The sequence below is a fragment of the Sedimenticola thiotaurini genome, assembly GCF_001007875.1.
Lineage (GTDB): Bacteria > Pseudomonadota > Gammaproteobacteria > Chromatiales > Chromatiaceae > Sedimenticola > Sedimenticola thiotaurini.
This window is the reverse complement of the sequence record NZ_CP011412.1, coordinates 1176049-1198438: the sequence shown is the minus strand read 5'-3', so window position 1 is coordinate 1198438 and position 22390 is coordinate 1176049. Positions and strand designations below refer to the sequence as shown.

Here is a 22390-nt window from a genome sequence, read left to right as displayed (position 1 = left end):
GTCCTCTGAGTACTTTATTGGAGGGATGGTTGTCAGCGGCCGCGCTCAGAGTGATGGATCGGAGAATCCGGGAGGCTGAATATCTAGGGGCACCGGTCAACGGAATGGCTGCCTCTTAACATAAAATATGCGGGGACAGGACTAAATGCACAATATCATGGTGCTAAACGCGAAAGGTGGTTGTGGCAAAACAACAATATCAACCACGTTAGCCTGTTATTTTGCCGGCCAGGGCTATAAGACAGCACTCATGGATTACGATCCCCAGAACTCCAGCCACAACTGGCTGGATATGCGAAAACCCTCCCAACCCCAAATCCTCTCCATAGACGCCGCACATCAACGCACCGGAATGACACGAACCTGGCAGCTGCACGCCGGGGCAGGGACCGAAATCGTCGTTATCGATACACCGGCAGGCGTTACCGGGGGACAGCTGGTTGATCTGTTCAACAAGGCCGACACCATCCTGATACCGGTCATGCCCAACATTATCGATCTGCAGGCGGCGGAAGGTTTTCTGACTGAACTCATGCGTTTTGCCAAGAACCGACTGCACGGCAAGCGGGTAGCCATGGTGATCAACCGGGTTCGTTTTAAAACCGCCACCTACCAGAAGATCGAAGAGCTCTCAGCACGGATGGGTATACCCCTGATCGGTTCCCTGCGTGATACCCACAACTATGCCATCGCCATGGAGTCGGGTATGGGCATCTGCGAAATGAAGGCCAGCATGTCATCCAAGGATCGAAAACAGTGGCAGCCGATTATCAACTGGCTGCATGAAGCGATTCCGGGTAAAGATCCTGTGGAAGAGGCCAAGTTCGCCAAACTGCAGGGTTGGCAGTCAGAAGCCAAGAGCGTCGCTCTCTCCTGAAGCTGATGCCGATGTAAGTTCTTTCCGGACAGCCGCCGGAGAGGCTATTTCCAACCAATTCAATACAGTATTTTTTTACTGCCCTTATAAATATAAATTTGGGATAACCCACTCATCCATGTGTTAGGGTATGCCCTGACTTTTTATTGGGTGTGACACCGGTACTCAAACGGCTAAAGTCCTGGTGAAGTGTTACCAGCGACTGGCTGCATGACCGGATCGGATGTATCCCGCTCATTTCTATACTGACCGATTGGACGAGTTTTAGTCGTAATCGGAAAATAAAATACTAAACGATAATCTGTTCTTAAGGAGATCTAGAGAGATGATCAAGCCTGTCGGATCCGATACCCTTCAGCCGCTTTTTGTCTATGACACCGATAAACATCATGCCCTCTCCCACGAGGCCGAATCCCTGCCTTCAGTGGTAATCAGCTCCCAGGCCGCGGGTAATGCGGTGATGTTGGGTGCCGGTTATTTCAACCCGCTGAAAGGTTTTATGGATGTCGCGGATGCCATGGGTTGCGCCGAGAAGATGAAAATGTCTGATGGCAGCTTCTTCCCGGTTCCTGTCCTCTGTCTGCTGGAGAGCGTGGAAGGGATCCAGGGTGCCGCCCGTATCGCCCTGCGTGATCCGAACGTGGAGGGAAATCCGGTTCTGGCCGTCATGGATGTTGAGAAGGTCGAACAGGTTTCCGATGAGCAGATGGAGGTCATGACCAGCCGGGTCTATGGCACCACTGATCCAGAGCACCCTGGCGTGGCCGCCTTCAACAACCAGGGACGCTATGCGCTTTCCGGACCGATCCAGGTGTTGAATTTCAGCTATTTCCAGAGTGATTTCCCTGACACCTTCCGCACCGCGGTGGAGATCCGTAACGAGATCCAGGAGCGTGGTTGGAAGAAAATCGTAGCCTTCCAGACCCGCAACCCGATGCACCGGGCCCATGAAGAGCTGTGCAAGATGGCGATGGATGCGGTGAAGGCCGATGGTGTGGTGATCCACATGCTGCTGGGCAAATTGAAACCCGGTGATATTCCGGCACCGGTGCGGGATGCGGCGATTCGCAAGATGGCGGAGCTCTATTTCCCGCCCAACACCGTCAGCATTACCGGTTACGGTTTCGATATGCTCTATGCCGGTCCCCGAGAAGCGGTGCTGCACGCCTATTTCCGCCAGAACATGGGTGCTACCCACTTCATTATCGGTCGCGACCATGCCGGTGTGGGTGACTATTATGGCGCCTTTGACGCCCAGACCATCTTTGATACCGAAGTGCCGCCAAACGCACTGGATATCGAGATCTTCCGGGCCGATCACACCGCCTATTCGAAGAAGCTGAACCGGGTTGTGATGATGCGGGATGCTCCGGATCACAACAAGGAAGACTTCGTACTGCTGTCCGGCACCAAAGTGCGCGAGATGCTGGGGCAGGGCATGGCGCCACCGCCTGAGTTCTCCCGTCCTGAAGTGGCGGAGATCCTGATGAACTACTATCAGTCATTGAACTGATAGGCGACGCCCCCTCCGGTGTGCCTGCACCGGAGGGGTGCTTAATTCCGTTCAGGCCACACCGACGATTCCTCCCCCATTCTTCCTGCCCCTCCGAGCAGGACCTATACTTAGCTGAACCCGTGGTGACCCGATAGAGGGTTGGCTATGAATCCACCATTTGGCGGGCAGTTTCATAGCTGCTGGTTAGTCTGTCAGAACAGATAGTTATTCGACAGCGCGTTGATCAAGCAGTTAAGATGCAGAACATTTTGAGTGGATTGGCAGAATAACAGTGGAGGAGCGCCAATGAAGATTGAAACAGTCGCGATACACGGTGGGTTTGAACCGGATCCCACCACCAAAGCGGTGGCGGTACCGATCTATCAGACCACGTCGTACGCCTTTGATGACACTCAACATGGCGCCGATCTGTTTGATCTGAAAGTCCCGGGTAATATCTATACCCGCATCATGAACCCGACGACCGATGTGCTGGAACAGCGGGTGGCCGCCATGGAGGGGGGCGTTGGTGCTCTGGCACTGGCTTCCGGCATGGCGGCGATCACCAACACCATATTCACGCTCTGTGAGGCGGGTGACAACATTGTCACCACTACCACCCTCTATGGCGGTACCTATAACCTTTTCGCGCACACCTTACCCCAGCTGGGGATAGAGGCCAGGTTTGCCGACCCTAAAGATGTGGAGGGCATGGCGGCTCTGATCGATGACCGTACCAAGGCGGTGTTCTGTGAGTCTATTGGTAATCCTGCCGGCAACGTGGTGGACATCGGTGCAATGGCAGATATGGCCCATGCCCATGGCGTACCACTGATTGTTGATAATACAGTTCCATCACCCTATCTCTGTCGGCCGTTTGAGCATGGGGCGGATATCGTGGTACACGCACTGACCAAGTATATGGGTGGCCACGGTACTACTATTGCCGGTGTGATTGTGGATTCGGGCAAGTTCCCCTGGGCTGAACACGCCGATCGCTTCCCCCGGCTCAATGAGCCGGACGTCTCATATCACGGCGTGGTTTATACGGAAGCCCTCGGGCCGGCGGCCTTTATTGGTCGGGCCCGGGTAGTGCCATTGCGTAACATGGGGGCGGCGATCTCTCCATTTAACAGTTTCCTGATTCTACAGGGTATAGAGACTTTGCCCGTGAGGATGGACCGACATTGTGAAAATGCCCTGGCGGTGGCGAACTACCTGCAGTCCCATCCCCAGGTGGAGTGGGTCCGGTATGCCGGTTTGGAGGGCAGCCCGGACAAACCACTGGTGGATAAATATATGGGGGGGCGGGCTTCCAGTATTCTCTCCTTCGGTATTACCGGCGGCAAGGAGGCTGGCGCCCGCTTTATCGATGCCTTGAAACTGGTGGTTCGCCTGGTGAATATAGGTGACGCCAAGACTCTGGCTTGTCACCCGTCTACCACCACCCACCGGCAGCTCAATCCGGAAGAGTTGGCGAGAGCAGGGGTCAGTGAGGATCTGGTGCGGCTCTCTATCGGTATTGAGCATATTGACGACATTATCGCCGATCTCGATCAGGCGCTGGCGGCATCCCGATGACGTAATCCGGGGGATCGGTTACACCGATCCCCCGGTTCCCAGAGGCGGATGGATTATCTTCCCTCAGTTGCTCCCCTGGTTGATATTGAACTACTCTTCAACCCGCCTTATATAGTCGGCCATAATCTCCTCGGCATGTTTCACCTGTTCCAGGGTCATGGAAGAGGCGGCGGCCATCTTGAATTTCTCTGCATACTTGTCACCGCTGTGTTCTGCCATGCCGAACCAGATGTACGCCTTTGAATAATCTTTCTCAGTTCCCCGTCCATAGAGATAGAGACCGGCCAGTTTACCGTAGGCGTCCGCATCTCCGGCTTCAGCGGCCTGTTTGAACTGGTTAAACGCTTCTTTGTGATCACCCCGGTCGTAGGCGGCCAGACCCGCTTCAAGGTCTGCATGGAGTGGTGTGGAGATGAGTGCCGTCAAGGCGGCGATGAGGAGCAGTTTTCTGTTTGGTTTCATAACCTGATCTCCAGTGGCGAGAAGCGGCTATTTTAATGTAATCAACCGGTAGTTAGAAGCTGACCGATTGACCCGAAACAGTGATATCTCATAATCAGTGGGGAAATTTTGGCTGATGGGGTGGTATTCCCCCATCCGCTGCTAGAGACGGAATGTTGATCTGTTGCTGAGAACTTGCGTCCGGGGTGCGCTAAATCGCTTCGCCGGAGTTAGGGGGCAGGGCCAGAATATGGTGCAGGAGGAGAAAAAAGTGCCCGCCATTGGCGGGCACAGTCAGACAATTATTCTGCCTTATCCAGATGCACATCCATCTGTGGGTAGGGGATAGAGATGCCGTTGTCGTCAAAGGCAAGTTTGATCCGTTCGGTAAGATCAAATTTGACGTTCCAGTAATCAGCGCTTTTGACCCAGGGGCGGACATTGAAGTTGACACTGCTGTCAGCCAGTTCTCCAACAGCAACCAGCGGGGCCGGATCTTTCAGCACGCGCTCATCAGCTTCCAGGATATCGTTCAACAGCTGTTTGGCTTTGCGTATGTCGTCGCCATAACCGATGCCAAACACCATGTCGATACGGCGCGTCTCACGGGCGGAAAAATTGGTGATGGTGCCATTGTAGATGGAGCCATTCGGGACGATCACTTCCCGATTGTCACCGGTACGCATGATGGTGCTGAAGATACTGATGGTTTCCACCACACCGGCAGTGCCACCAGCTTCAACAAAATCACCGGTTTTGAAGGGCCGGAAGATGATCAGCATGACACCGGCAGCAAAGTTCTGCAGCGAGTTCTGCATGGCCAGGCCGACAGCCAGGCCGGCTGCACCGAGCAAGGCGATCAGTGAGGTTGTATCCACACCCAGCTGATCCATGGCTGCAATAACAATGAACAGCAGCAGGATGGCGTGCAGGATAGACGTGACGAAATTGATCAGAATCGCGTCCATCTTGCTCTTGTTCAATAACTTTCTGACTATCTTGAGCAGAATACTGGCTACCCAACGACCGATGAAGAAGGTCGCCAACGCAAGAACAATGTTAATGCTCCAGGGGATTACAAAGGTGGATACCAGCTTCTCTATGTCCATGAATTCAGGCATGTATGTATGACTCCTATCGATACCGGTTTAGTAAGTGGGGTATCCGCCTAATATAACAGATAGACGTCGCTATCCATCCCCTGGAAAATGTGAAACAAGGTAAATTGTGTGCTGTCATTCAGTAGTGCAGCTCTTCAACCAGTAGTTCGATGGCCCGATCATCCTGACTGACCATGCGAGCCTCCTTTAAAATATCGTGACCCGTTGTACCCATTGTCCGGGCCGCACCACCGAGGCTGATCCATTCCCCCAGTTGTCCCGAAACGATGCTTTGTACCTGTTGCTTGTCATAGTGGCCCTGTCTGTTCCCGGGGCGATTCATCTCTGTACTGATTTCCAGCGTGACCCGATTTCCGTTGACCCGGGGCACGACATAAAATCCGCTGGCGACATCCCGGTACTGGGTGGTTGTGCGTTGGCGGAGGGTATTGCGGGTGACAATAGTAGTTCGTTCGGGGATCGGGACGGACTGACCGGTGGCGATGAAAGCGGGATATCCTTCCAGTACCTGGACTGTATGGGTGACATCCCGATGGCTTTCGGTTTGTGCTTTTTTGACCCGCAGCCGGACGTCACCATCTCCGGGTTGGCCTACAATGACTCTGCCCTGTTTGCCGACCATCGCATCTATGTCTGCCCCCAGGGCCTGTTGCGAGGCGTGATTGCCGGCGAATTGCCTGACTGAGATCCGTAATCGTCTGGGTGGCTGGTCGAGTCGCTGCAGGATCTGCCGGATCTCGGCCAGATTGGCGGCCGAGGTACGTATAATCAGTTGATCATTCATGCCGCTGATTGAGCCATCGGAATCGATAAAGGGTTTCAGTATGGGAATGATCTCCGCCACCGGGCGGCTCTTGAGTTGAATGATCTCCAACGGATAATCAGCGGCGGACTGGCCGTATACGAAGAGGAGAATGAGTAGAAGAAGGGGATGCCGCATGGTGATGGCCTCTGGATTAAAGGTGGAGTCTGCGCAGGCTGCTCTCCTGTTCACTCCGTTCCCACACTTCGGAGAAAAAATCGGTTAACAGGCGGGCTTCCATAGGGTGGCAGAAGTTTGCTTCGCCCTCATAGAGACCGGTATTTCTGCGCCTGATATAGCCGATCCGGTCGACTATGATGAAGTTTTCCGGGTGATCGATATAGTCCTCATGGGGACGCCGGATCTCAATCTTGCTGGTGATCCTGCGTGACAGATCAACTAAACGATGTCCTTCCCGACGTGCCCGTTCGCTGTCCTGGAGTAGAATACGGATACCCATCCCCCGGCATGTGAGCGCGAGTTGCTTGACCGCTTCCAGGAAGTCTCCCTGATCGAACACCGGCTTGTCCAGGTCGTAAGTGAATATATCGAGCGTGCGCTTCGCCTGCCGGACCATGGCCTCGCTCGCCTGCCGGAACTGGTCGCGGCCCTGCAAGGAGATGCGTTCGCGGCTTTCAGCCAGCATCAGTCCATCGAAATTGACTGCTTCTGATCGACTCATACTGGCTCCTGACGGGTTTTGGGTGGTGCTGCTGTAAGTTCCATCCGACGGTGGGGGATATCGGCCTCGAAGAAGGTCTCACCGACGCAGTGGAAACCGTGCTGCAGATAGAAGGGGATGGCGCGCTCCTGGGCGTTCAGGAAAAGCGGAAGCCTATTATGGGTATGGGCGAGCTCGATCAGCCGGCTCAGCAAGGCACTGCCAACCCCCTGGTTGCGCCAGTCAGCCAAGACAGCCATCCTGCCGATCTGACCATCCACAGTGAGACGTCCGGTACCGATTCCGTTGCCTGCGTTGTCCGTAGCGACAACATGCAGGGCAGATGCGTCCAGGTCATCCCATTCCAACTCCTTCGGTACCCGTTGTTCAATGACAAATACCGATTCCCGGATCGATCGGAGCAGCGATCTGTTTCTTAACCAATGGGCCTGGCTTACCGTGAAGGCTGGGCTGGACATCTGAGTTTTCCGCTCTGTTGTATATCGTTCCGACAGTATAGATGAGGTCCGACCTGAGCTGAATTACTGAATGATCAGCCGTTTAAGAATTGGCTCCAAATGCCGATGAGGTAGCAATAGGGTGTGCTGAGGAGAAGCCTGCTGAGGTGAAGATTAACAACAACGGCCCGGGTGAAAATTTGCGGGAGGGCGGCCGTTGTCATCAATCCTCGGCGTTTATAGTGGCTGACTCCCGATCCGGTGATTGTGTTGATGGTCACAAATCCTTTGGCAGCACTGGTATTTGCCGTTTTGGTATCGAGAATTGTGTCCTGGGTACGGTGAAAGTGGTATCTGCATAACAGCTTGGAGTGAAGAGCTGTTCTCAGCTTGCCCGCAAAGGCCCATTAAGCTGTCCCGGGCCAGGCAGACAGGTTATGATTGAAAGTCATGCGGACCCTAACCGGCGCGGGCGTTGAAAGTGGCTTGCCGGTTAACCGCCATAGGGGATCTGGATTGAAAGTCTTACTGAAACCTGGAATCAGGCTTGTGGCGTCAATGGGGCTGATGATTATCATCGCCCCGGCATTTGCCGATATCTACAAATACGAGGATCGGAGCGGAAAGCTCTATTTTACCGATCGCCCCATGAAGGGGAGTCGTTATCGGCTGTTGTCGCAGACCAAGACCAACCAGAAAAGATCCTCCGGTTCTCGGATCGACATCGCCTCAACAGAAAAAAATCGCCAACGCTATGCTCCCCTGATTCAGGAAGTTGCCCGCAAAGTCCGTCTTAATCCGGCCCTTCTGCATGCAGTGATCAGAACCGAATCGGCTTATGATCCCCGTGCACTGTCCCGCACCGGGGCCAGGGGATTGATGCAGCTGATGCCGGAAACGGCCAAACGTTACGGGGTGTATGACAGCTGGGATCCCAAATCGAACCTGACGGGAGGGGCGACTTACCTGCGGGACCTGCTAGTCATGTTCGATAACGACCTGCGCTTGGCCGTGGCAGCCTATAACGCGGGTGAAAATGCGGTGAAACGGTTTGGTAATCGGGTGCCGCCCTATCCGGAAACCCAGGCCTATGTGACCCGGGTGCTCCAGTTCTACAGCGAGAATGAAACGTCAGGCCGGTTCGCTTCTATCGATTGATACTCGCTAGAGGTTTTTTATTCCCGCCACTCACTGATCAAGCGAGCAATAGTGCTCCTGTCCTCATCCGATATGTCGATAATATGGAAACCTATCCAGCGTTGATTGGATCCATCCATCTCCTGAATCCACAGGCTTTCGGCACCGAGTTCCATGCTGGTTGACTCCTCGCAACCGGGAGCAAATACCAGTTTGAACTGGAACACATAGTTTTCCGGTAATTCTTTTTCCGAAATCATCATGAACCCGCTGACCGATATATTCACCAGGGTTCCAATCAGTTCATTCGACTCAGAATCGAGAATATCAATTCTGGCGTCGCAGATTTTTCTCGGGTTGGAACGTTTTTCAGGCATTTCCATTTTCCTTATTAGCGTCTAACCGGCAGTACTCATACCGATGGATTTTTGCAGAATAGCATGAATGGTTTTCAATGCCTTGCTCACAAATGGTATGCCGGTAGACTTTATGATACTTGCCTTGCCAGCGCTAAGCATCTTTGCCAACTCATCGGCCGGGGTTATATAGGCCTGGATGCCAAACCGGTCGACAAACATATACTTATGGGTGATCGGGCTAAACCATGAGAGCTTCAGCCGACGTAACTTGTTGTCCTCGTCGATCAACTCGAACCAGGTGCCGAATTTAATTTCCCGTAATTTGAGTCGCATCTGCAATTCCGTTTCACTGGGTTCCTCCTTGACCGGTTGTTCTTGCGGAGTTTTTGCTTCACTGGTAATCGGTTTGATAATCGGCTTGGATACCTCAACCACCTCTTCAGGCTTTTTCTCAGCAGGAGCGGGTACTGGTTTGTCCGCCACTACCGAGTCGAGTAGCTTAAACAGTGCATTACTATCCGGGTGATGATAATTACCCAGTGAGTCGAGTCCGCTCTTGATATGCTGAATCAGGGTCTCCTTGTTCTTGATCAACCACTCTCTGGCCTTGGGGTTGTGTCGCGCATCAATGACTTTTACCAGGCTGTCTACCACCACCAGGGCTGAAGACCACTCCTTGCTTTTTTCAATATCCGGATCCCGCAGCAGCATCAGAATCATCCGGTCCAGCCAGGCGTGATTGAGAAAACGCTCCAGCACCGGGTGCAGGCTGCGCCCCTTGGTCATGTCGTTGATAACCTGTTTGGCCTGCTGTCGGGCAGACTCCAGCCGCTCCCGGCCCTTGGCTGCCTCCTGGTTCCGCTCCTCCAGTACCTTGGCGCGGGACTCTAAATCGCCGACCTGACTTTCCAGCTTGTAGTACATCTCATCAAAGATCGACAAGTCGTTCTTGAAATCAGACAGGATGGTTTTGACGATCTCCTGCGTCGGGTAATAGATGCCCCGTCGCAGATCTTCCTCATCGATCCAGAGTTTGCCCGCGTCAACCATCAGGTTCAGCAGTTTTCTGGCGATGTGCCCTTCATCGGTTATAAAAGAGCGATCCAGAATGGCCACTTTCAGATAGGGGGTGTGCAGGTGACTGATCAGCGCCTTAGTGATATTGGCCAGGCCCTCTTCGTTCAGCACCTGCTCAAACAGCATGCCCACCAGTTCAATAGTATCCAGGTCGGCGGTGGGGATGGTGTCCTTATTCAGATCATGGAGTATTTTACTTCGTTCCGACTCCAGGGTTTTCCTGACCTTCTGGATCAGCCGGGTATCCAGTTCAATGGACTGGGGGATACCTCCGTCGCTTTCCGGTTGCGGCAGATAGTCCGCTTCAGATCGTGGTTGTATCTGCTCTATGACCTGCACGATGGCGGTCGGTTGTCTCAACTGAGTGACGTTACCCCCCGGTGCGAATTCCGGGTGATTACTGAACGCCGGGTCTGCCGCTCGTCTGAGGGTCAGCAGATCATGAATCGATTTAAACAGCTCTTCACCCAGGGCAACATTGCTCCCGGCGCCTGGGCTCTGGCCGGCGGCTGGGGAGGAGATTTCCGGTCTCTCGTTAAGCGGAGCAGTCTGGGCAGGCTCGGTCGGCAGGGAGTTGTCTTCGTCAGTCGTCTCCGTCTGGCCGCCTGATGGGGGAATGATGGAGCTCAGTTTGAGGTTAGGGAAGATGCCCTCCTCAATCAGCTTGTCATTCAAGTTCTTGTATATGGTGGCAGCATCCCCGAGGACAAACTTTCCAAACAAGAAATAGATAATCAGCAGGATCTGCTTATCTACATCGAGGATGTCACTGGCCTGCTGAAACGCCGTGGCGGTATGGGCGGGGCAGGCGGGGATATCATAGTCCGGCAGTTTCATTCCGCCACGCAGCACAGCCATTCGCTTGCCAAGGGCGTAGAGTTCCTGGTAGCAGTTGGACTGGGTTTTGGAAATCATGCTTTGGATGGCGATGTGCTTCTCCAGTGCATCGTTATCGACCATCTCCAACTCGATCTCGCTGGACTCTTCAGCCGGTGTATCGGGATAATTGATCGGTTTGCCCTGTACAAACGATCTGAAACCCTGCTCAATCGATTCCCGGAACGCCCGTTCAATCTCTTCCCGGCGGGAAAGAACCTGGTCGATAGCCTCGAAAAATCGTGCCTGGGAGGCGTTGGTTTCGGCTTTTTTGGCAAAATCGATAAATGCCGGCTCAATCTGCCCGAACAGCTCGTTGAGTTGAGTGGTGAGGTAAACCATCACCATGTCTCTGCATTCACCCAGAATTTTTTGATGTTTGTTGTCTATGTGGGTCGCTGATGACTTCGAGTACAACTCATCCATAGGACTTCCTTGACTTTGTTAGTGCATGGTGGCGTGGACTGAACCGTCTGCGGGTCCAAGCCATTGCGTGCTTTAATTATGTAGTCTTTAGACCATCTTTACCTAGATTCCTTTTTGTTGGCAAGGAGTCGATGGATTAAAGAGTGTCTGGGCAATTTGCTCGGGTAATATTTATAGATCCGTGATTGGTGTGATAGCGGACGATTCGTGCGCATCGTTCATATATTAAATATCGAATTATATCAAAATGATAGCTTGTAGTAGATGCTGGGTTTGGTGGCTGTTTTTATAACCCCTCCTGGTTTGGTTGGGATGATTTTCTGTTCAGGTTCGGTTCAGGGGACTGGGCGTACTCTGCGGTCAAAGGTGAAGGATTGGCCTCTCACCGGCGATCAAAGTACAGGAAGCTATCATGAAAAAAAGAGCCGTTATTCTGGCGCTGAGCATTATTGCAGCCCCCGGTATGCTGTTAGCGGGCAATGATTTCCGGGCCCAGGCACGGGTGCTGTCCAGCCAGCCAATCTATGAGGTGGTCCGGGTCAATCAGCCGGAGGAGCGATGCTGGACCGAGCAGGTCCACCACCGTGGCGGTTCCCGCACTGAATCGTATACCCCGACTATAGCAGGTGCCATTGTTGGTGGTGTGGTTGGAAACCAGTTTGGCCACGGCCGGGGCAAGGATGTGATGACTGTTGCGGGCGTCCTGCTGGGGGGATCGATCGGCAATGATCTGGGCAAAAAGCCGACCCGTGGTTATGTGACCAATGAGCGGCGTTGTGAACTGGTGGATCACTATCGGGAGTATGAGGAAGTGGTCGGTTATGATGTAACATACAGGTATCAAGGCGAGGTGTTCCATACCCGTACGGACAAGGAGCCCGGAAAGTTCATTGATGTACGCGTCTCTGTGGACCCTGCCGGTCGTCATCACAGGAGCTTTCGGTAGCATGACCGAAGCCCCGGTTAGCGGGGGTTCTGTCGGGAGGATTGTATGGTTTTAAGGCGTCGCTGGCGCATGATGATGGGGTTGCTGCTGGCTGGCATGATGTTGAGTCTGCCGGTGGCAGCTCAAAGATACAATGCATCGGAAAACAGGACCAATGAGCGGGGTGTTGACCTGGATTCAACCGTGGAACGGATTCGACGGGAGACGGGAGGCAGGGTGCTGCATGCCGAAACCAGGAACAATAAGGGCAACCGGGAACATCGGGTAAGAATCATTACCGATCGGGGCGAAGTGAAACGCTATCGGGTGGATGCCGGTTCAGGGAAAGTGGTGTCCCCTGGCAAGCAGCGTAATTGAGGAGTCGCCATGCGTATTTTGGTCGTGGAAGACGAAGCCAGCCTGCGCAATCAGTTACAGCAACGGCTTGTGTCAGAAGGGTATTCAGTGGAGGCGGCGGCTGATGGAGAAGAGGGGCGATTTTTTGGCCAGGAGTACCCCTTTGATGTGGCGATTATCGACCTCGGATTGCCAAAACTATCGGGTATCGAACTGATACGAGGACTGCGTCAGCAGCAGATCAGCTTCCCGATCCTTATTCTTACCGCCCGGGACAACTGGCAGGACAAGGTGGAGGGTTTGGAAGTGGGAGCAGATGACTACCTTGTGAAGCCCTTCAACATGCAGGAGTTGCTGGCCCGGCTCAACGCCCTGTTGAGACGCTCAGCGGGCTTCGCCTCGCCCCGGATCGCTTGGGGACCGATTGAGATCGACACCCTGCAGCAGGTGGCGACGCTGGAGGGCCGGGAAGTGACACTGACGGCCTACGAGTACAAGGTACTGGAGTACCTGATGCTCCATGCCGGTAAGGTGGTATCGAAGAGCGAACTGACAGAACATATTTACGATCAGGACTTTGATCGTGACTCCAATGTCCTGGAGGTATTTATCCGGCGGCTGCGGAAAAAGTTTGACCCGGATGGGAACCTGCAACCGATCGAGACCTTACGTGGCCGGGGTTATCGTTTTAACCGTCTACAGCCCACCAACAGCTGATGGGATCGATCCATGGCAGACTGTTACTGGCAGCTTCCGTGGTGCTGGCTGCCTTCCTGGGACTGGGGGCACTGGGGCTGGATCGGGCCTTCAGAGACAGCGCGGAAAGCGCTTTGCAGACCCAATTGATGGGGCAGGTTTATGCACTGCTGGGAGCCGCCGATACCGATGAGCAGGGCCGCATGCGGCTGCCGGAAACTCTGCCGGACCCGCGTCTGTCCAATCCGGCATCGGGTCTTTATGCCCAGGTCAGCGGAGAACAGGGCAACTACCACTGGCACTCCCCCTCTGCAGTGGGGCGCAATCTGCCCATGATCGATGGGATCCCCCCCGGCCAACCGCACTTTGAGTATCTGGCCTCCGATGACTCCCTCTATCTGCTCAGCTACTCCCTGCTCTGGGAGGACGATGCCGGTGGCGAGATCGCCTATCTGTTTGCCGTGGCTGAAAACGCCTCCGGCTTGCAACAGCGGGTGGCGGCTTTCAGGCGGACTATCCTGCTCTGGCTGGGTAGTGCGGCGGTGATTCTGCTGCTGGTACAGGGCGTGGTTCTGCGTTGGGGACTCAAACCACTCCGTGCAGTGGCGCAGGATCTGCGCATGATTGAAACCGGTAGTCGCACGCGGCTTGAGGGGGACTACCCCCGGGAACTGCGGCGGCTGACCGATGGTATCAACTCCATGATTCAACAGGGCGAGTCGAGTCGGGATCGCTACAGAAACAGTCTCGGTGATCTGGCACACAGCCTGAAAACACCGCTGGCGGTACTACAAGGCGCTGCCGAAGGAGGAGACGCCGGGCTGCTGAGAGAGGCGGTGGCCGAGCAGGTTCCCCGGATGAACGATATTGTGCAGTACCAGCTCAAATCGGCCGCCGTTGCCGGTCGTGGCGTGAGCCTGACCCACAAGACGCGGGTGCGCCCCGTGATCGATAAGCTGGTCAATACCCTGCAGAAGGTCTATCGGGACAAGGCGATCGATTGCCGCTGCTCGGTGGCGGAAAATGCGCTGTTTCCTGCCGAGCAGGGTGATCTGTTGGAGTGTCTGGGGAATATTCTTGAAAACGCCTTTAAATATGCCCGTACCACGGTGGTTGTGGATTTTGAACGGACCCCGGATGGGAAGCGCGTATCTCTAGGTATAGGCGATGATGGGCCAGGAATTCCCGTTGCAGTACGGGAACGGGTGTTACGCCGGGGTGAACGGGCCGATCAGCGGACGCCCGGTCAGGGAATCGGACTCTCTGTTGCCAGCGAGATTGTCCACCTGTATGGCGGTGATCTGGATATCGGTGAGAGTGATCTGGGCGGCGCCAGAATCGTGATAGTAATGCCGGGACCGGACAGGCAAACCGGTTGATCCTAGCTGGATCGGAAAGCTGCGTTAGCCGATCGGTCCGAAGTCCCAGGAATTTCGGCACTTTTGCACCAGAGAGTGCAAAAGTGCCGGTCAATCATCCCTCACTCATCAGATTACGCAGGTCGATCACGGCTGCATTCGCCCGGGAGATATACGACGCCATCACCAGGGAGTAGTTGGTGACGATGCCGAATCCGCCACCGTTCAGCACCATCGGGCTCATTACCGGCTGCTGGGTTGCTTCCAGTTCCCGAATGATCTGGCGCAGGCTGACCAGGGCATTCTTTTTCATCAGAATCTCGCGGAAATCCAGTTCCACCGCGCGCAGGAAATGGACCAGCGCCCAGGTGGAGCCCCTGGCCTCGTAAAAGACATCGTCGATCTCCAGCCAGGGGGTGTGGACTTCCAACTGGCTCATTCCCTGAGTGGATTGGGCTGCGTCCGGGTCACCGGCCAGATCGGTATTGATCCGCTCCTGGCCCACACTGGCGCTGAGACGCTGGGAGAGGCTGCCGAGCCGTTTTTCTACCACCGACAGCCAGACTCTCAGGTTGTCCGCCCGGGCGTAGAACTGGGTATTCTGGGCATCGTTTTTCGCCAACCCGGCAAGATAGCGGCGCAGTGCCTGTATGCCTTTCCTGTATTCGCCTTCAGTGGAGGGGAGGATCCAGGAGTCATTGCTGAAATTGAACTGGGGTTCGGCCACCGACAGGTCTTTGTTCTCGGTTGACTGGGACTGGGAGCGGCTGATGTCGTTACGCAGGGCACGGGCCAGATCCCTGGATTGTACCAGGGCGCCGAATTCCCAGTTGGGGATGTTATCCAGCAGCACGCTGGGGGGCATGATGTCATTGCTCAGGTAGCCGCCGGGTTTCTCCAGCAGGGTCTCCATCACCCGGATCAGTGCCGCCGTGGTGTGCGCACCGGTCACGCTGTCGGCCCCGGACAGCTCCTGGCGGGTGTTCTCCTCGATATCGAACGAGTCGGGTTCCAGGCTCCAGTAGACACTCAGACCGTACAGGATGATGATGAGAGTCACGGTCGCCAGCCCGCTGGACCAGATCAGGCCTTTTTCCCGCAGTGTCTGCGGATGGTAGAGCCAGGAGATGCGACGAATCAGCTGACTGAATTTAGCTATCAGGGTGGTAAGAAAATTCTTCACTTGTTTAGGGTTCCCTATTATTGACTGTCCAAGATTAGCTCATTTTGGGACAATAGCCCGGGTCGTGAGCCTGGCGGTCCGTCGGTCCTGGCGGGGTGACATGCGCCCAACCCGGCAGGCTGCTAAAGTATCCCATATTTAGCAGGAGTGATGTATGGCCAAAACCTATGATCTGATCGCCATTGGTGGCGGAAGCGGCGGGCTCTCAGCCGCTGAACGGGCGGCAAAATATGGTGCCCGCACAGCGGTGGTGGAAGCGGGAAAGCTGGGCGGGACCTGTGTCAACGTGGGCTGCGTGCCGAAGAAGATCATGTGGTATGGCGCCTCTATCGCCCACACCCTGCACGACGCTTCGGCGTACGGTTTCTCCCTCAGACAGGAGGGCTTTGACTGGTCCCAGTTGGTCGCGGAGCGGAACCGTTACGTGGCCAATATCAACACCTGGTATCACACCTACCTGTCCGATTCCAATATTGACGAGATCAGTGGTTATGCCCGCTTTGTGGATAATCACACCCTGGAAGTTAACGGCGAACGCTACCGGGCGAAGCATATTGTCATCGCACCAGGCTCCTATCCGGTCGTGCCCGATATCCAGGGCGCCGAGTTGGGTATCACCTCGGATGGATTTTTCGCCCTGGCTGAACAGCCCAAGCGGGTGGCGGTGGTTGGCAGTGGTTATATCGCCGTGGAACTGGCGGGCATGCTCAATGCGGTCGGCAGCGAAGTGACTATGTTCCTGCGCAGTGAACATCTGCTGCGGCGCTTTGATGACATGTTGCGTGAAAGCCTGATGGAGGAGATGCTGAATGATGGGGTCAATATCATCTCCTCATCCAGTATCGACCGGGTGGAGCGGGCAGATGACGGGACCCTGAGTCTGTTCTGTGCCAAAAGTGGCCAGGTACAGAGCGGTTTTGACCAGCTCATCTGGGCGATCGGTCGCAACCCTTCGTCCGGGGATCTGGGGCTGGAGAATACCGACGTGGTCTGTGATGCTGCCGGATATATCGGTGTGGATGCCTTTCAGAATACCGCCGTGCCCGGGATCTATGCCCTGGGTGACGTGACCAATGCGCCGCAACTGACGCCGGTGGCCATCGCGGCAGCGCGACGGCTTTCAGATCGCCTGTTTGGCGGCATGGAGGATCGCCATCTGGATTACTCACTGGTACCCAGTGTGGTCTTCTCCCATCCGCCGATAGCCACCGTCGGTCTGACTGAGGCGGAGGCGCGGGCCTCCCATGGCGAGGCGGTTAAGGTCTACCAGACCCGTTTTACACCGATGTATCACGCCTTTACCGAGCGCCAGAGCAAGGTGGCGATGAAACTGGTCTGTGTCGGTGCACAGGAGAAGGTGGTGGGTTGCCACATCATCGGTTTCGGGGCGGATGAGATGCTGCAGGGCTTCGCCGTGGCGATTCGCATGGGTGCCACCAAGCAGGACTTCGACGATACCATCGCCATTCACCCCACCGGTGCGGAAGAGCTGGTCACCATGCGCTGAGGCCAGCGCTACCCGGTGATTCCGATCAGCTGTGGAGTGGCGTCATGCCTTCTGCCATGTGCAGATAGTTGGCCAACCGTTGCGGCGTGATTTTTCCGTCAGCGACCGCTTGTTGCAGGGCACAGCCCGGCTCATGCTGATGGCTGCAGTTACTGAATCGGCAGTGGCCGAGGAATTCCCGGAACTCAATAAAACCGTTGGCCAACTCCTCCAGGGCCAGTTTTCCCAAGCGGAAACTGCGTACCCCGGGGGAGTCGATCAGCATGCCGCCGCTGGGTAGCTGGTAGAGGGTGGTGGCCGAGGTGGTGTGACACCCCTGGCCAGAGGCCGCCGACAGGCGGCCGACCTGAATTTCGATATCCGGTAGCAGGGCATTGACCAGTGATGATTTGCCGACGCCGGATTGGCCGACCAGGATGCTGGTCTGGTCGTTGAGTCGATCGATCAGCGGATCCAGCCCGTGTTCATATTTTGCGCTGATCTCGATCAGTGGGTAACCGATCTGGGGGTAATGTCCGAACTGCTGCTCAAATGCGGCCAGTGCTGCTTCGTCCATCAGATCCCGTTTGTTCAGTGCGATCAGGGTGTTTACCCCGATCTGTTCTGCGGCCACCAGATACTGGTCCACCAGATAGGGGGTGGGGGCGGGCTCGGGTGCCAGCACGATGACCAGTTGGGTGATGTTTGCCGCCAGGGCGCGCTGTTCACCGCTGTAGTTGGGACGGATCAGGGCCGTATCCCGGGGCAGAATGGCGGTGACCACGCCCTGATTGTCACCGGTGGGCTGCCAGACCACCCGATCACCACAGACAACCTGGCCGATGTTTTGCCGGCTCAGACAGTGGGTGTAGTGACCCGAGTCATCGCTCACCACCAGGTTCTGTCCGTGTCGTGTTACCACCAACCCTTCAAGTGCGTGACCCGTTCCGGACTCGCTGATCAGCTCATCCACCTGCTGCCTCAGCTTCTCTCTTCGTCGCTCCTGTATCGCCTTAATCCGCTCACGCTGACGCTGGGTCAATCTCCGTTTTGCCATGCGAAAGCTGCTACTCCGGTTTTACTTGTTGAACTTGTAGTAGTTTTGATTCAGGTATTCCGCGGTGTTCTCCACCTCGTCATCAAACCAGTTCAGATTGAGTGCCAGCTGACAGCGCTGTACCTGGGCGGTGAGGCCTTTGCGGCTGGTCACCATTCGGTCTTTCCGGGTATACAGTTCACTGCCGTGGCAGGAGGTGCAGTTTTCCGTCACCTGTGATTTTCCTGCCTGTATATCGAAGGCATTAGCCTGGCCAATGGTGAGTCCCATCAGACAGGTTGTGGCGATAAATGTAGTCAGGTTTTTCATTCAGTGATCTCTTCCGTAGTTGGGACAGACTCTATTTTAGCCGATAAATGTGCGACCCGTACCGGTGCCGGTGGATGACTGTCATGGAATGCCGAATAGAGCGGGTCTGGGGTCAGGGTATTGGCATTTTCCCGGTAGAGCTTGACCAGCGCACGGATCATCGGCTCAGCCCCGGTCTGCTGCACGGCGAAATCATCGGCTTCGAATTCGTGTTTCCGCGACAGGATCGCCATCACCGGTTGCAGGAATTGGGTGAATACGGGCAGCGTGAGCATAAACAGCAGCAGTGCCAGTGCGTTGCTCTGGGCATTTACCCCCAGTGAGTGGTAGAACCAGCTCTGTCCGGCCAGCCAGCCGAGCAGGGCAAAGCCCAGCAGCGACAGGAGAGTGGAAAGCAGCAGCTGTTTGAACACATGGCGACGTTTGAAATGCCCCAGTTCGTGGGCCAGCACCGCCTCCATCTCGCTCCCTTCCAGGCTATTCGCCAGCGTATCGTAAAAAACGATACGCTTGTTTTTACCGAAACCGGTAAAGTAGGCGTTACCGTGCCCGGAGCGCTTTGAACCATCCATGATGAAGATGCCATTACTGGTGAAGCCACAGCGCTCCAGCAGGCCCTGGATGCGCTGTTTCAGCGGCCCCTCTTCCAGGGGGGTGAACTTATTGAATACGGGCGCGATCAGGGTGGGATAGATCCACAACATCAGCAGCATGAAACCCATCCAGACCGCCCAGGCGGCCAGCCACCAGTTGTCACCCGCACGCTCCATCAGCCACAGGATTACCCACAGCAGGGGGGTGCCCAGCAGCAGCGCCAGTAACAACTGCAGTAGCAGGTCGCCCAGGAAACGGCGTGGCGTGGTGCGATTGAAGCCGAAACGCGCTTCCACCACGAAGGTGTTCCAGACACCTAGCGGCAGTTCCACCAGGGCGGAGATGAGGGAGACGGAAAAGATCAGGCCGATGCCGCTCCAGAGCGGATCGCCCGACAACAGCTGCCACTGCCGGTTAAGGAAGTCGATCCCTCCACCCAGGGTCCAGACCAGCAGCAGGCCGGTACCGATAAACAGGCTGATCTGACCGATATCCAGTTTTGCACGGGTGTAGTCGGCGGCCTTCTGGTGCTCTGGCAACGTTACCTGGGCGGCAAAGGCCGATGGCACCTGGTTCCGGTGGGCGGCCACGTGCCGCAGCTGACGCTGCATCAACCAGAGTTCCAGGAACAGTCCAATAGCGACAGCGGCAATGAATAAAAGGGTAAATAGTTGCATCCCTACAGGATACAGCGATCCCGGTGCTTCTGCTAGAATGCGGCAGCTAAGCAGACACAACCAGCCACGGGAGATGAGATGGCGCAGGAATCAACCAACCTGATCTGGATCGATCTGGAAATGACCGGCCTCGATCCGGAAAATGATCGCATTATTGAGATCGCCACCATCGTTACCGATGGTGATCTGAATGTGCTGGCCGAGGGGCCGATGATCGCCATCCATCAGGCTCCCGAGGTGATGGCGGCGATGGATGAGTGGAATACCAACCAGCATGGTAAATCGGGCCTCACTGAACGGGTACTGGCCAGTGAAGTGAGCGAAGCGCAGGCGGAGCAGGAGACCCTGGCCTTTCTACGTCAGTACGTGCCCCAGGGTGTATCGCCGATCTGTGGCAACAGCATCTGTCAGGATCGTCGGTTTCTGGCTCGCTACATGCCGGAGCTGGAGGCCTATTTCCATTACCGGAACCTGGACGTGAGCACACTCAAGGAGCTGGCCAAACGGTGGGCACCGGCTATCGCGAAAGGGGTGGTGAAGAGTGGTCGGCATCTGGCGATGGATGACATCGTGGATTCGATCAACGAGCTACGACACTATCGCGACCACTTCCTGCGCCTGCCGGAAGAGCCGGCCTAAGCTTTCGATCGGCACTCAGATCAGCAGGTCGAGTTCCTCGATGGATTCCGATTTGAGCGACACCGCGCCACTGCTGGCCAGTCGATTCTCCAGGCGGGTGGTGCCGGTTTCATCGGCCGGACCGGTCGTTGCCAGGTTCTCCCGGGCGGCCTGCTGTATCTCCGCTCTGGCCGCTGCCGCCATTCGGCTCGCCTGTGCCGCTACGCGCCTGTCCTGGGCGGAAGGCTCGCTGGGAGCCAGCGCGGCCCGGTGCAGCGCCTCGGCCTTCTCCAGTGTGGCCTGGGGATCGCCCGGGACCGGGCTGGCGTCGATCCGCACATCTCCACCCACGGCGTAGAGCCGGCCATCCGGCCCCCGCTGGAAATCAAAGTTGGCACCGCTGACGGCGAAGCGTCCCGCTGCACTGAGATGGGCCTGCTCATGGGCGCGCACTTCCCGATCCCGCTGCTGCAGAGCCCGCAGAGCCTGATAATCGGCACTGTCCGTTTCAGTGGGGCTGTCCGTCCTGTCGCTCGGTCTGGTGGCTGACGCCGGCTCAGGTGCCGTGATCAGACTGTTCCCTTGGGTACGGTCTGTCCCCGGCCCGCCCGAGGCGGGAGCTGTGTAGCGGTATGCGGGGGTGATTGAATGTATCTCCATGGCGGTCACTGTCACTCATGAGAGGCATGCAATAAGCATAGTCTACTCCGCACAGATGTCCCGTTCAAAGGCGGCTGCCCTCAATCCAGATGCTGTGCAAGCGCCCATTGGACATGTTCCCGAACCAGTTCCGATGGGTCATTGCGGCGGCTGTTAAGCGCCTCCAGTGTCTCCGCTGTGGTCTCCCCATTGCCCAGGGCAACGGCAATATTCCGTAACCAGCGCTGATGGCCGATGCGGCGGATGGGGGATCCCTCCAGGCGTTTCAGGAATGTCTCTTCCTCCCAGGCAAACAGGGCACACAGGGTGGCGCTGTCCAGACCGTTGCGGGGGTGGAAGTCGGCCTCCTTTGTCGCCTTGGCGAAACGGTTCCAGGGGCAGGCCATCAGGCAGTCGTCACAGCCATAGATACGGTTGCCCATCAGCGGGCGCAGCGGCTCCGGTATGGGGCCATCCAGCTCGATGGTCAGGTAGGAGATGCAGCGCCGGGCATCCACCTGATAGGGTGCGACAATGGCCTGGGTGGGACAGATGTCGATACAGGCGCTGCAACGACCGCAGTGATCCGCCTCCGGCCGGTCTGTCGGAAGTGGCAAAGTGGTGTAGAGTTCGCCCAGAAAAAACCAGGAGCCGGCCTGCCGATTGACCATGTTGCTATGTTTCCCGATCCAGCCCAGTCCCGCCTTCTCGGCCAGGGCTCGCTCCAGCACCGGTGCGGAATCGACGAAGGCGCGGTAGCCAAACGGGCCGACAGCGGTTTCAATCCGGTTGGCCAGTTTCTGCAGTCGATTCCGCATTAGCTTGTGATAGTCCCGGCCCAGGGCGTAGCGGGAGATAAAGGCACGTTGGGGATCAGCGAGGGCTGCCCGGGGATCATCGTCGGGTGGCAGGTAGTCCATGCGTACCGAGATGATGCGCAGAGTGCCCGGCACCAACTCGGCCGGACGGGAACGCTTCACCCCATGGCTGGCCATGTAGGTCATGCTGCCGTGCATGCCGCGATCCAGCCACTGGTGCAGGTGCTGCTCGGCCAGGGTCAGGTCGGTATCGGCAAAGCCGACCTGCTGGAAACCGAGTTCGGCACCCCAGTGCCGGATCTGCTCGGCCAGGGCCTGATAATCTGTCGATGGTTGCTGTGACATGGTGAGCCGGGATCATA

The 22390-nt window shown here is 56.1% G+C and carries 23 protein-coding genes; 10 read left to right on the top strand and 13 right to left on the bottom strand.

Going from position 1 to position 22390, the window contains the following annotated elements:
* The first annotated feature begins 145 nt into the window (after nucleotides 1-145).
* The 3 genes from AAY24_RS05355 to AAY24_RS05345 all read left to right on the top strand — a co-directional run bounded on the left by AAY24_RS05355 (nucleotide 146) and on the right by AAY24_RS05345 (nucleotide 3953).
* Entirely contained in the window at nucleotides 146-877 is a 732-nt protein-coding gene (locus tag AAY24_RS05355) for a nucleotide-binding protein (protein WP_052761082.1), read from the top strand.
* Between the two features lie 325 nt (nucleotides 878-1202).
* Entirely contained in the window at nucleotides 1203-2390 is a 1188-nt protein-coding gene (gene sat, locus AAY24_RS05350; protein ID WP_046858807.1) for a sulfate adenylyltransferase, read from the top strand.
* A gap of 288 nt (nucleotides 2391-2678) precedes the next feature.
* Nucleotides 2679-3953, top strand: coding sequence for a bifunctional O-acetylhomoserine aminocarboxypropyltransferase/cysteine synthase (locus AAY24_RS05345; RefSeq protein WP_046858806.1), 1275 nt, complete (start codon nucleotides 2679-2681; stop codon nucleotides 3951-3953).
* 90 nt (nucleotides 3954-4043) lie between these two features.
* Here AAY24_RS05345 and AAY24_RS05340 read toward each other — a convergent pair whose 3' ends face one another.
* From AAY24_RS05340 to AAY24_RS05320, 5 genes are all read right to left on the bottom strand, one after another.
* On the bottom strand, nucleotides 4044-4415 hold the full coding sequence (locus AAY24_RS05340; protein WP_052761081.1) for an SEL1-like repeat protein: 372 nt from the start codon (nucleotides 4413-4415) through the stop codon (nucleotides 4044-4046).
* 281 nt (nucleotides 4416-4696) lie between these two features.
* On the bottom strand, nucleotides 4697-5515 hold the full coding sequence (locus AAY24_RS05335; protein ID WP_046858805.1) for a mechanosensitive ion channel family protein: 819 nt from the start codon (nucleotides 5513-5515) through the stop codon (nucleotides 4697-4699).
* Between the two features lie 118 nt (nucleotides 5516-5633).
* Nucleotides 5634-6509, bottom strand: a complete 876-nt coding sequence (locus tag AAY24_RS05330) for a secretin N-terminal domain-containing protein (protein ID WP_199930501.1) — start codon at nucleotides 6507-6509, stop codon at nucleotides 5634-5636.
* Nucleotides 6472-6999 carry a DUF7931 domain-containing protein gene (locus AAY24_RS05325; RefSeq protein WP_046858803.1) on the bottom strand — a complete coding sequence of 176 codons (528 nt, stop codon included), beginning with the start codon at nucleotides 6997-6999 and terminating at the stop codon, nucleotides 6472-6474. The genes AAY24_RS05330 and AAY24_RS05325 overlap by 38 nt, the downstream gene beginning before the upstream one ends.
* Nucleotides 6996-7457 (bottom strand): GNAT family N-acetyltransferase, encoded by a 462-nt coding sequence (locus AAY24_RS05320; protein WP_046858802.1) that lies wholly within the window; start codon nucleotides 7455-7457, stop codon nucleotides 6996-6998. The genes AAY24_RS05325 and AAY24_RS05320 overlap by 4 nt, the downstream gene beginning before the upstream one ends.
* Before the next feature lie 537 nt (nucleotides 7458-7994).
* On the opposite strand from AAY24_RS05320, the gene AAY24_RS05315 reads away from it, so the two are divergent.
* The gene (locus AAY24_RS05315; protein WP_052761080.1) at nucleotides 7995-8594 is read left to right on the top strand and encodes a lytic transglycosylase domain-containing protein; all 600 of its coding nucleotides are present in this window, start codon (nucleotides 7995-7997) and stop codon (nucleotides 8592-8594) included.
* A 17-nt stretch (nucleotides 8595-8611) separates the two neighbouring features.
* Here AAY24_RS05315 and AAY24_RS05310 read toward each other — a convergent pair whose 3' ends face one another.
* Nucleotides 8612-8950 (bottom strand): PilZ domain-containing protein, encoded by a 339-nt coding sequence (locus AAY24_RS05310; protein WP_046858801.1) that lies wholly within the window; start codon nucleotides 8948-8950, stop codon nucleotides 8612-8614.
* A gap of 21 nt (nucleotides 8951-8971) precedes the next feature.
* A complete protein-coding gene (locus tag AAY24_RS05305) occupies nucleotides 8972-11227 on the bottom strand; it encodes a DUF1631 domain-containing protein (RefSeq protein ID WP_234422248.1) in 2256 nt (751 codons plus the stop codon).
* Between the two features lie 496 nt (nucleotides 11228-11723).
* Between AAY24_RS05305 and AAY24_RS05300 the strand changes: the two genes are divergently transcribed.
* From AAY24_RS05300 to AAY24_RS05285, 4 genes are read left to right on the top strand one after another with little or no spacing between them, the layout of a single operon-like run.
* Entirely contained in the window at nucleotides 11724-12257 is a 534-nt protein-coding gene (locus AAY24_RS05300) for a glycine zipper 2TM domain-containing protein (RefSeq protein WP_046858799.1), read from the top strand.
* 45 nt (nucleotides 12258-12302) lie between these two features.
* Nucleotides 12303-12614: a PepSY domain-containing protein gene (locus tag AAY24_RS05295; RefSeq protein WP_199930499.1), complete on the top strand. Its 312-nt coding sequence runs from the start codon at nucleotides 12303-12305 to the stop codon at nucleotides 12612-12614.
* A gap of 9 nt (nucleotides 12615-12623) precedes the next feature.
* The gene (locus AAY24_RS05290; protein ID WP_046858798.1) at nucleotides 12624-13310 is read left to right on the top strand and encodes a response regulator transcription factor; all 687 of its coding nucleotides are present in this window, start codon (nucleotides 12624-12626) and stop codon (nucleotides 13308-13310) included.
* Nucleotides 13310-14668, top strand: a complete 1359-nt coding sequence (locus tag AAY24_RS05285) for an ATP-binding protein (protein ID WP_046858797.1) — start codon at nucleotides 13310-13312, stop codon at nucleotides 14666-14668. Before AAY24_RS05290 ends, AAY24_RS05285 begins: the two co-directional genes overlap by 1 nt.
* Before the next feature lie 94 nt (nucleotides 14669-14762).
* Here the strand turns inward: AAY24_RS05285 and AAY24_RS05280 are convergent, their stop codons facing one another.
* Nucleotides 14763-15830, bottom strand: a complete 1068-nt coding sequence (locus tag AAY24_RS05280) for a DUF2333 family protein (RefSeq protein ID WP_052761078.1) — start codon at nucleotides 15828-15830, stop codon at nucleotides 14763-14765.
* A 154-nt stretch (nucleotides 15831-15984) separates the two neighbouring features.
* Between AAY24_RS05280 and gorA the strand changes: the two genes are divergently transcribed.
* The gene (gene gorA / locus AAY24_RS05275; RefSeq protein ID WP_046858796.1) at nucleotides 15985-17337 is read left to right on the top strand and encodes a glutathione-disulfide reductase; all 1353 of its coding nucleotides are present in this window, start codon (nucleotides 15985-15987) and stop codon (nucleotides 17335-17337) included.
* 25 nt (nucleotides 17338-17362) lie between these two features.
* On the opposite strand, the gene rsgA is transcribed toward gorA, so the two are convergent.
* From rsgA to AAY24_RS05260, 3 genes are read right to left on the bottom strand one after another with little or no spacing between them, the layout of a single operon-like run.
* The gene (gene rsgA, locus AAY24_RS05270; RefSeq protein ID WP_046858795.1) at nucleotides 17363-18373 is read right to left on the bottom strand and encodes a small ribosomal subunit biogenesis GTPase RsgA; all 1011 of its coding nucleotides are present in this window, start codon (nucleotides 18371-18373) and stop codon (nucleotides 17363-17365) included.
* 21 nt (nucleotides 18374-18394) lie between these two features.
* Nucleotides 18395-18682 (bottom strand): hypothetical protein, encoded by a 288-nt coding sequence (locus tag AAY24_RS05265; protein ID WP_046858794.1) that lies wholly within the window; start codon nucleotides 18680-18682, stop codon nucleotides 18395-18397.
* The gene (locus AAY24_RS05260) at nucleotides 18679-19953 is read right to left on the bottom strand and encodes a M48 family metallopeptidase (protein WP_046858793.1); all 1275 of its coding nucleotides are present in this window, start codon (nucleotides 19951-19953) and stop codon (nucleotides 18679-18681) included. The genes AAY24_RS05265 and AAY24_RS05260 overlap by 4 nt, the downstream gene beginning before the upstream one ends.
* A gap of 78 nt (nucleotides 19954-20031) precedes the next feature.
* Here AAY24_RS05260 and orn point away from each other — a divergent pair, with 78 nt between their 5' ends.
* Nucleotides 20032-20592: an oligoribonuclease gene (orn, locus tag AAY24_RS05255; protein ID WP_046858792.1), complete on the top strand. Its 561-nt coding sequence runs from the start codon at nucleotides 20032-20034 to the stop codon at nucleotides 20590-20592.
* 15 nt (nucleotides 20593-20607) lie between these two features.
* Here orn and AAY24_RS05250 read toward each other — a convergent pair whose 3' ends face one another.
* Both AAY24_RS05250 and queG read right to left on the bottom strand, forming a co-directional pair.
* A complete protein-coding gene (locus AAY24_RS05250; RefSeq protein ID WP_052761077.1) occupies nucleotides 20608-21231 on the bottom strand; it encodes a putative metalloprotease CJM1_0395 family protein in 624 nt (207 codons plus the stop codon).
* Nucleotides 21232-21311: 80 nt separating this feature from the next.
* The gene (queG, locus tag AAY24_RS05245) at nucleotides 21312-22373 is read right to left on the bottom strand and encodes a tRNA epoxyqueuosine(34) reductase QueG (RefSeq protein WP_046858791.1); all 1062 of its coding nucleotides are present in this window, start codon (nucleotides 22371-22373) and stop codon (nucleotides 21312-21314) included.
* Nucleotides 22374-22390 lie beyond the last annotated feature (17 nt).

What these genes read in the sequence shown, in the direction of transcription:
- AAY24_RS05355 (WP_052761082.1), top strand. Translation starts at nt 146, where the DNA reads ATGCACAATATCATGGTGCTAAACGCGAAAGGTGGTTGTGGCAAAACA.
- sat (WP_046858807.1), top strand. Translation starts at nt 1,203, where the DNA reads ATGATCAAGCCTGTCGGATCCGATACCCTTCAGCCGCTTTTTGTCTAT.
- AAY24_RS05345 (WP_046858806.1), top strand. Translation starts at nt 2,679, where the DNA reads ATGAAGATTGAAACAGTCGCGATACACGGTGGGTTTGAACCGGATCCC.
- AAY24_RS05340 (WP_052761081.1), bottom strand. Translation starts at nt 4,415, where the DNA reads ATGAAACCAAACAGAAAACTGCTCCTCATCGCCGCCTTGACGGCACTC.
- AAY24_RS05335 (WP_046858805.1), bottom strand. Translation starts at nt 5,515, where the DNA reads ATGCCTGAATTCATGGACATAGAGAAGCTGGTATCCACCTTTGTAATC.
- AAY24_RS05325 (WP_046858803.1), bottom strand. Translation starts at nt 6,999, where the DNA reads ATGAGTCGATCAGAAGCAGTCAATTTCGATGGACTGATGCTGGCTGAA.
- AAY24_RS05320 (WP_046858802.1), bottom strand. Translation starts at nt 7,457, where the DNA reads ATGTCCAGCCCAGCCTTCACGGTAAGCCAGGCCCATTGGTTAAGAAAC.
- AAY24_RS05315 (WP_052761080.1), top strand. Translation starts at nt 7,995, where the DNA reads ATGGGGCTGATGATTATCATCGCCCCGGCATTTGCCGATATCTACAAA.
- AAY24_RS05310 (WP_046858801.1), bottom strand. Translation starts at nt 8,950, where the DNA reads ATGCCTGAAAAACGTTCCAACCCGAGAAAAATCTGCGACGCCAGAATT.
- AAY24_RS05305 (WP_234422248.1), bottom strand. Translation starts at nt 11,227, where the DNA reads ATGGTTTACCTCACCACTCAACTCAACGAGCTGTTCGGGCAGATTGAG.
- AAY24_RS05300 (WP_046858799.1), top strand. Translation starts at nt 11,724, where the DNA reads ATGAAAAAAAGAGCCGTTATTCTGGCGCTGAGCATTATTGCAGCCCCC.
- AAY24_RS05295 (WP_199930499.1), top strand. Translation starts at nt 12,303, where the DNA reads ATGGTTTTAAGGCGTCGCTGGCGCATGATGATGGGGTTGCTGCTGGCT.
- AAY24_RS05290 (WP_046858798.1), top strand. Translation starts at nt 12,624, where the DNA reads ATGCGTATTTTGGTCGTGGAAGACGAAGCCAGCCTGCGCAATCAGTTA.
- AAY24_RS05285 (WP_046858797.1), top strand. Translation starts at nt 13,310, where the DNA reads ATGGGATCGATCCATGGCAGACTGTTACTGGCAGCTTCCGTGGTGCTG.
- gorA (WP_046858796.1), top strand. Translation starts at nt 15,985, where the DNA reads ATGGCCAAAACCTATGATCTGATCGCCATTGGTGGCGGAAGCGGCGGG.
- rsgA (WP_046858795.1), bottom strand. Translation starts at nt 18,373, where the DNA reads ATGGCAAAACGGAGATTGACCCAGCGTCAGCGTGAGCGGATTAAGGCG.
- AAY24_RS05265 (WP_046858794.1), bottom strand. Translation starts at nt 18,682, where the DNA reads ATGAAAAACCTGACTACATTTATCGCCACAACCTGTCTGATGGGACTC.
- AAY24_RS05260 (WP_046858793.1), bottom strand. Translation starts at nt 19,953, where the DNA reads ATGCAACTATTTACCCTTTTATTCATTGCCGCTGTCGCTATTGGACTG.
- orn (WP_046858792.1), top strand. Translation starts at nt 20,032, where the DNA reads ATGGCGCAGGAATCAACCAACCTGATCTGGATCGATCTGGAAATGACC.
- AAY24_RS05250 (WP_052761077.1), bottom strand. Translation starts at nt 21,231, where the DNA reads ATGGAGATACATTCAATCACCCCCGCATACCGCTACACAGCTCCCGCC.
- queG (WP_046858791.1), bottom strand. Translation starts at nt 22,373, where the DNA reads ATGTCACAGCAACCATCGACAGATTATCAGGCCCTGGCCGAGCAGATC.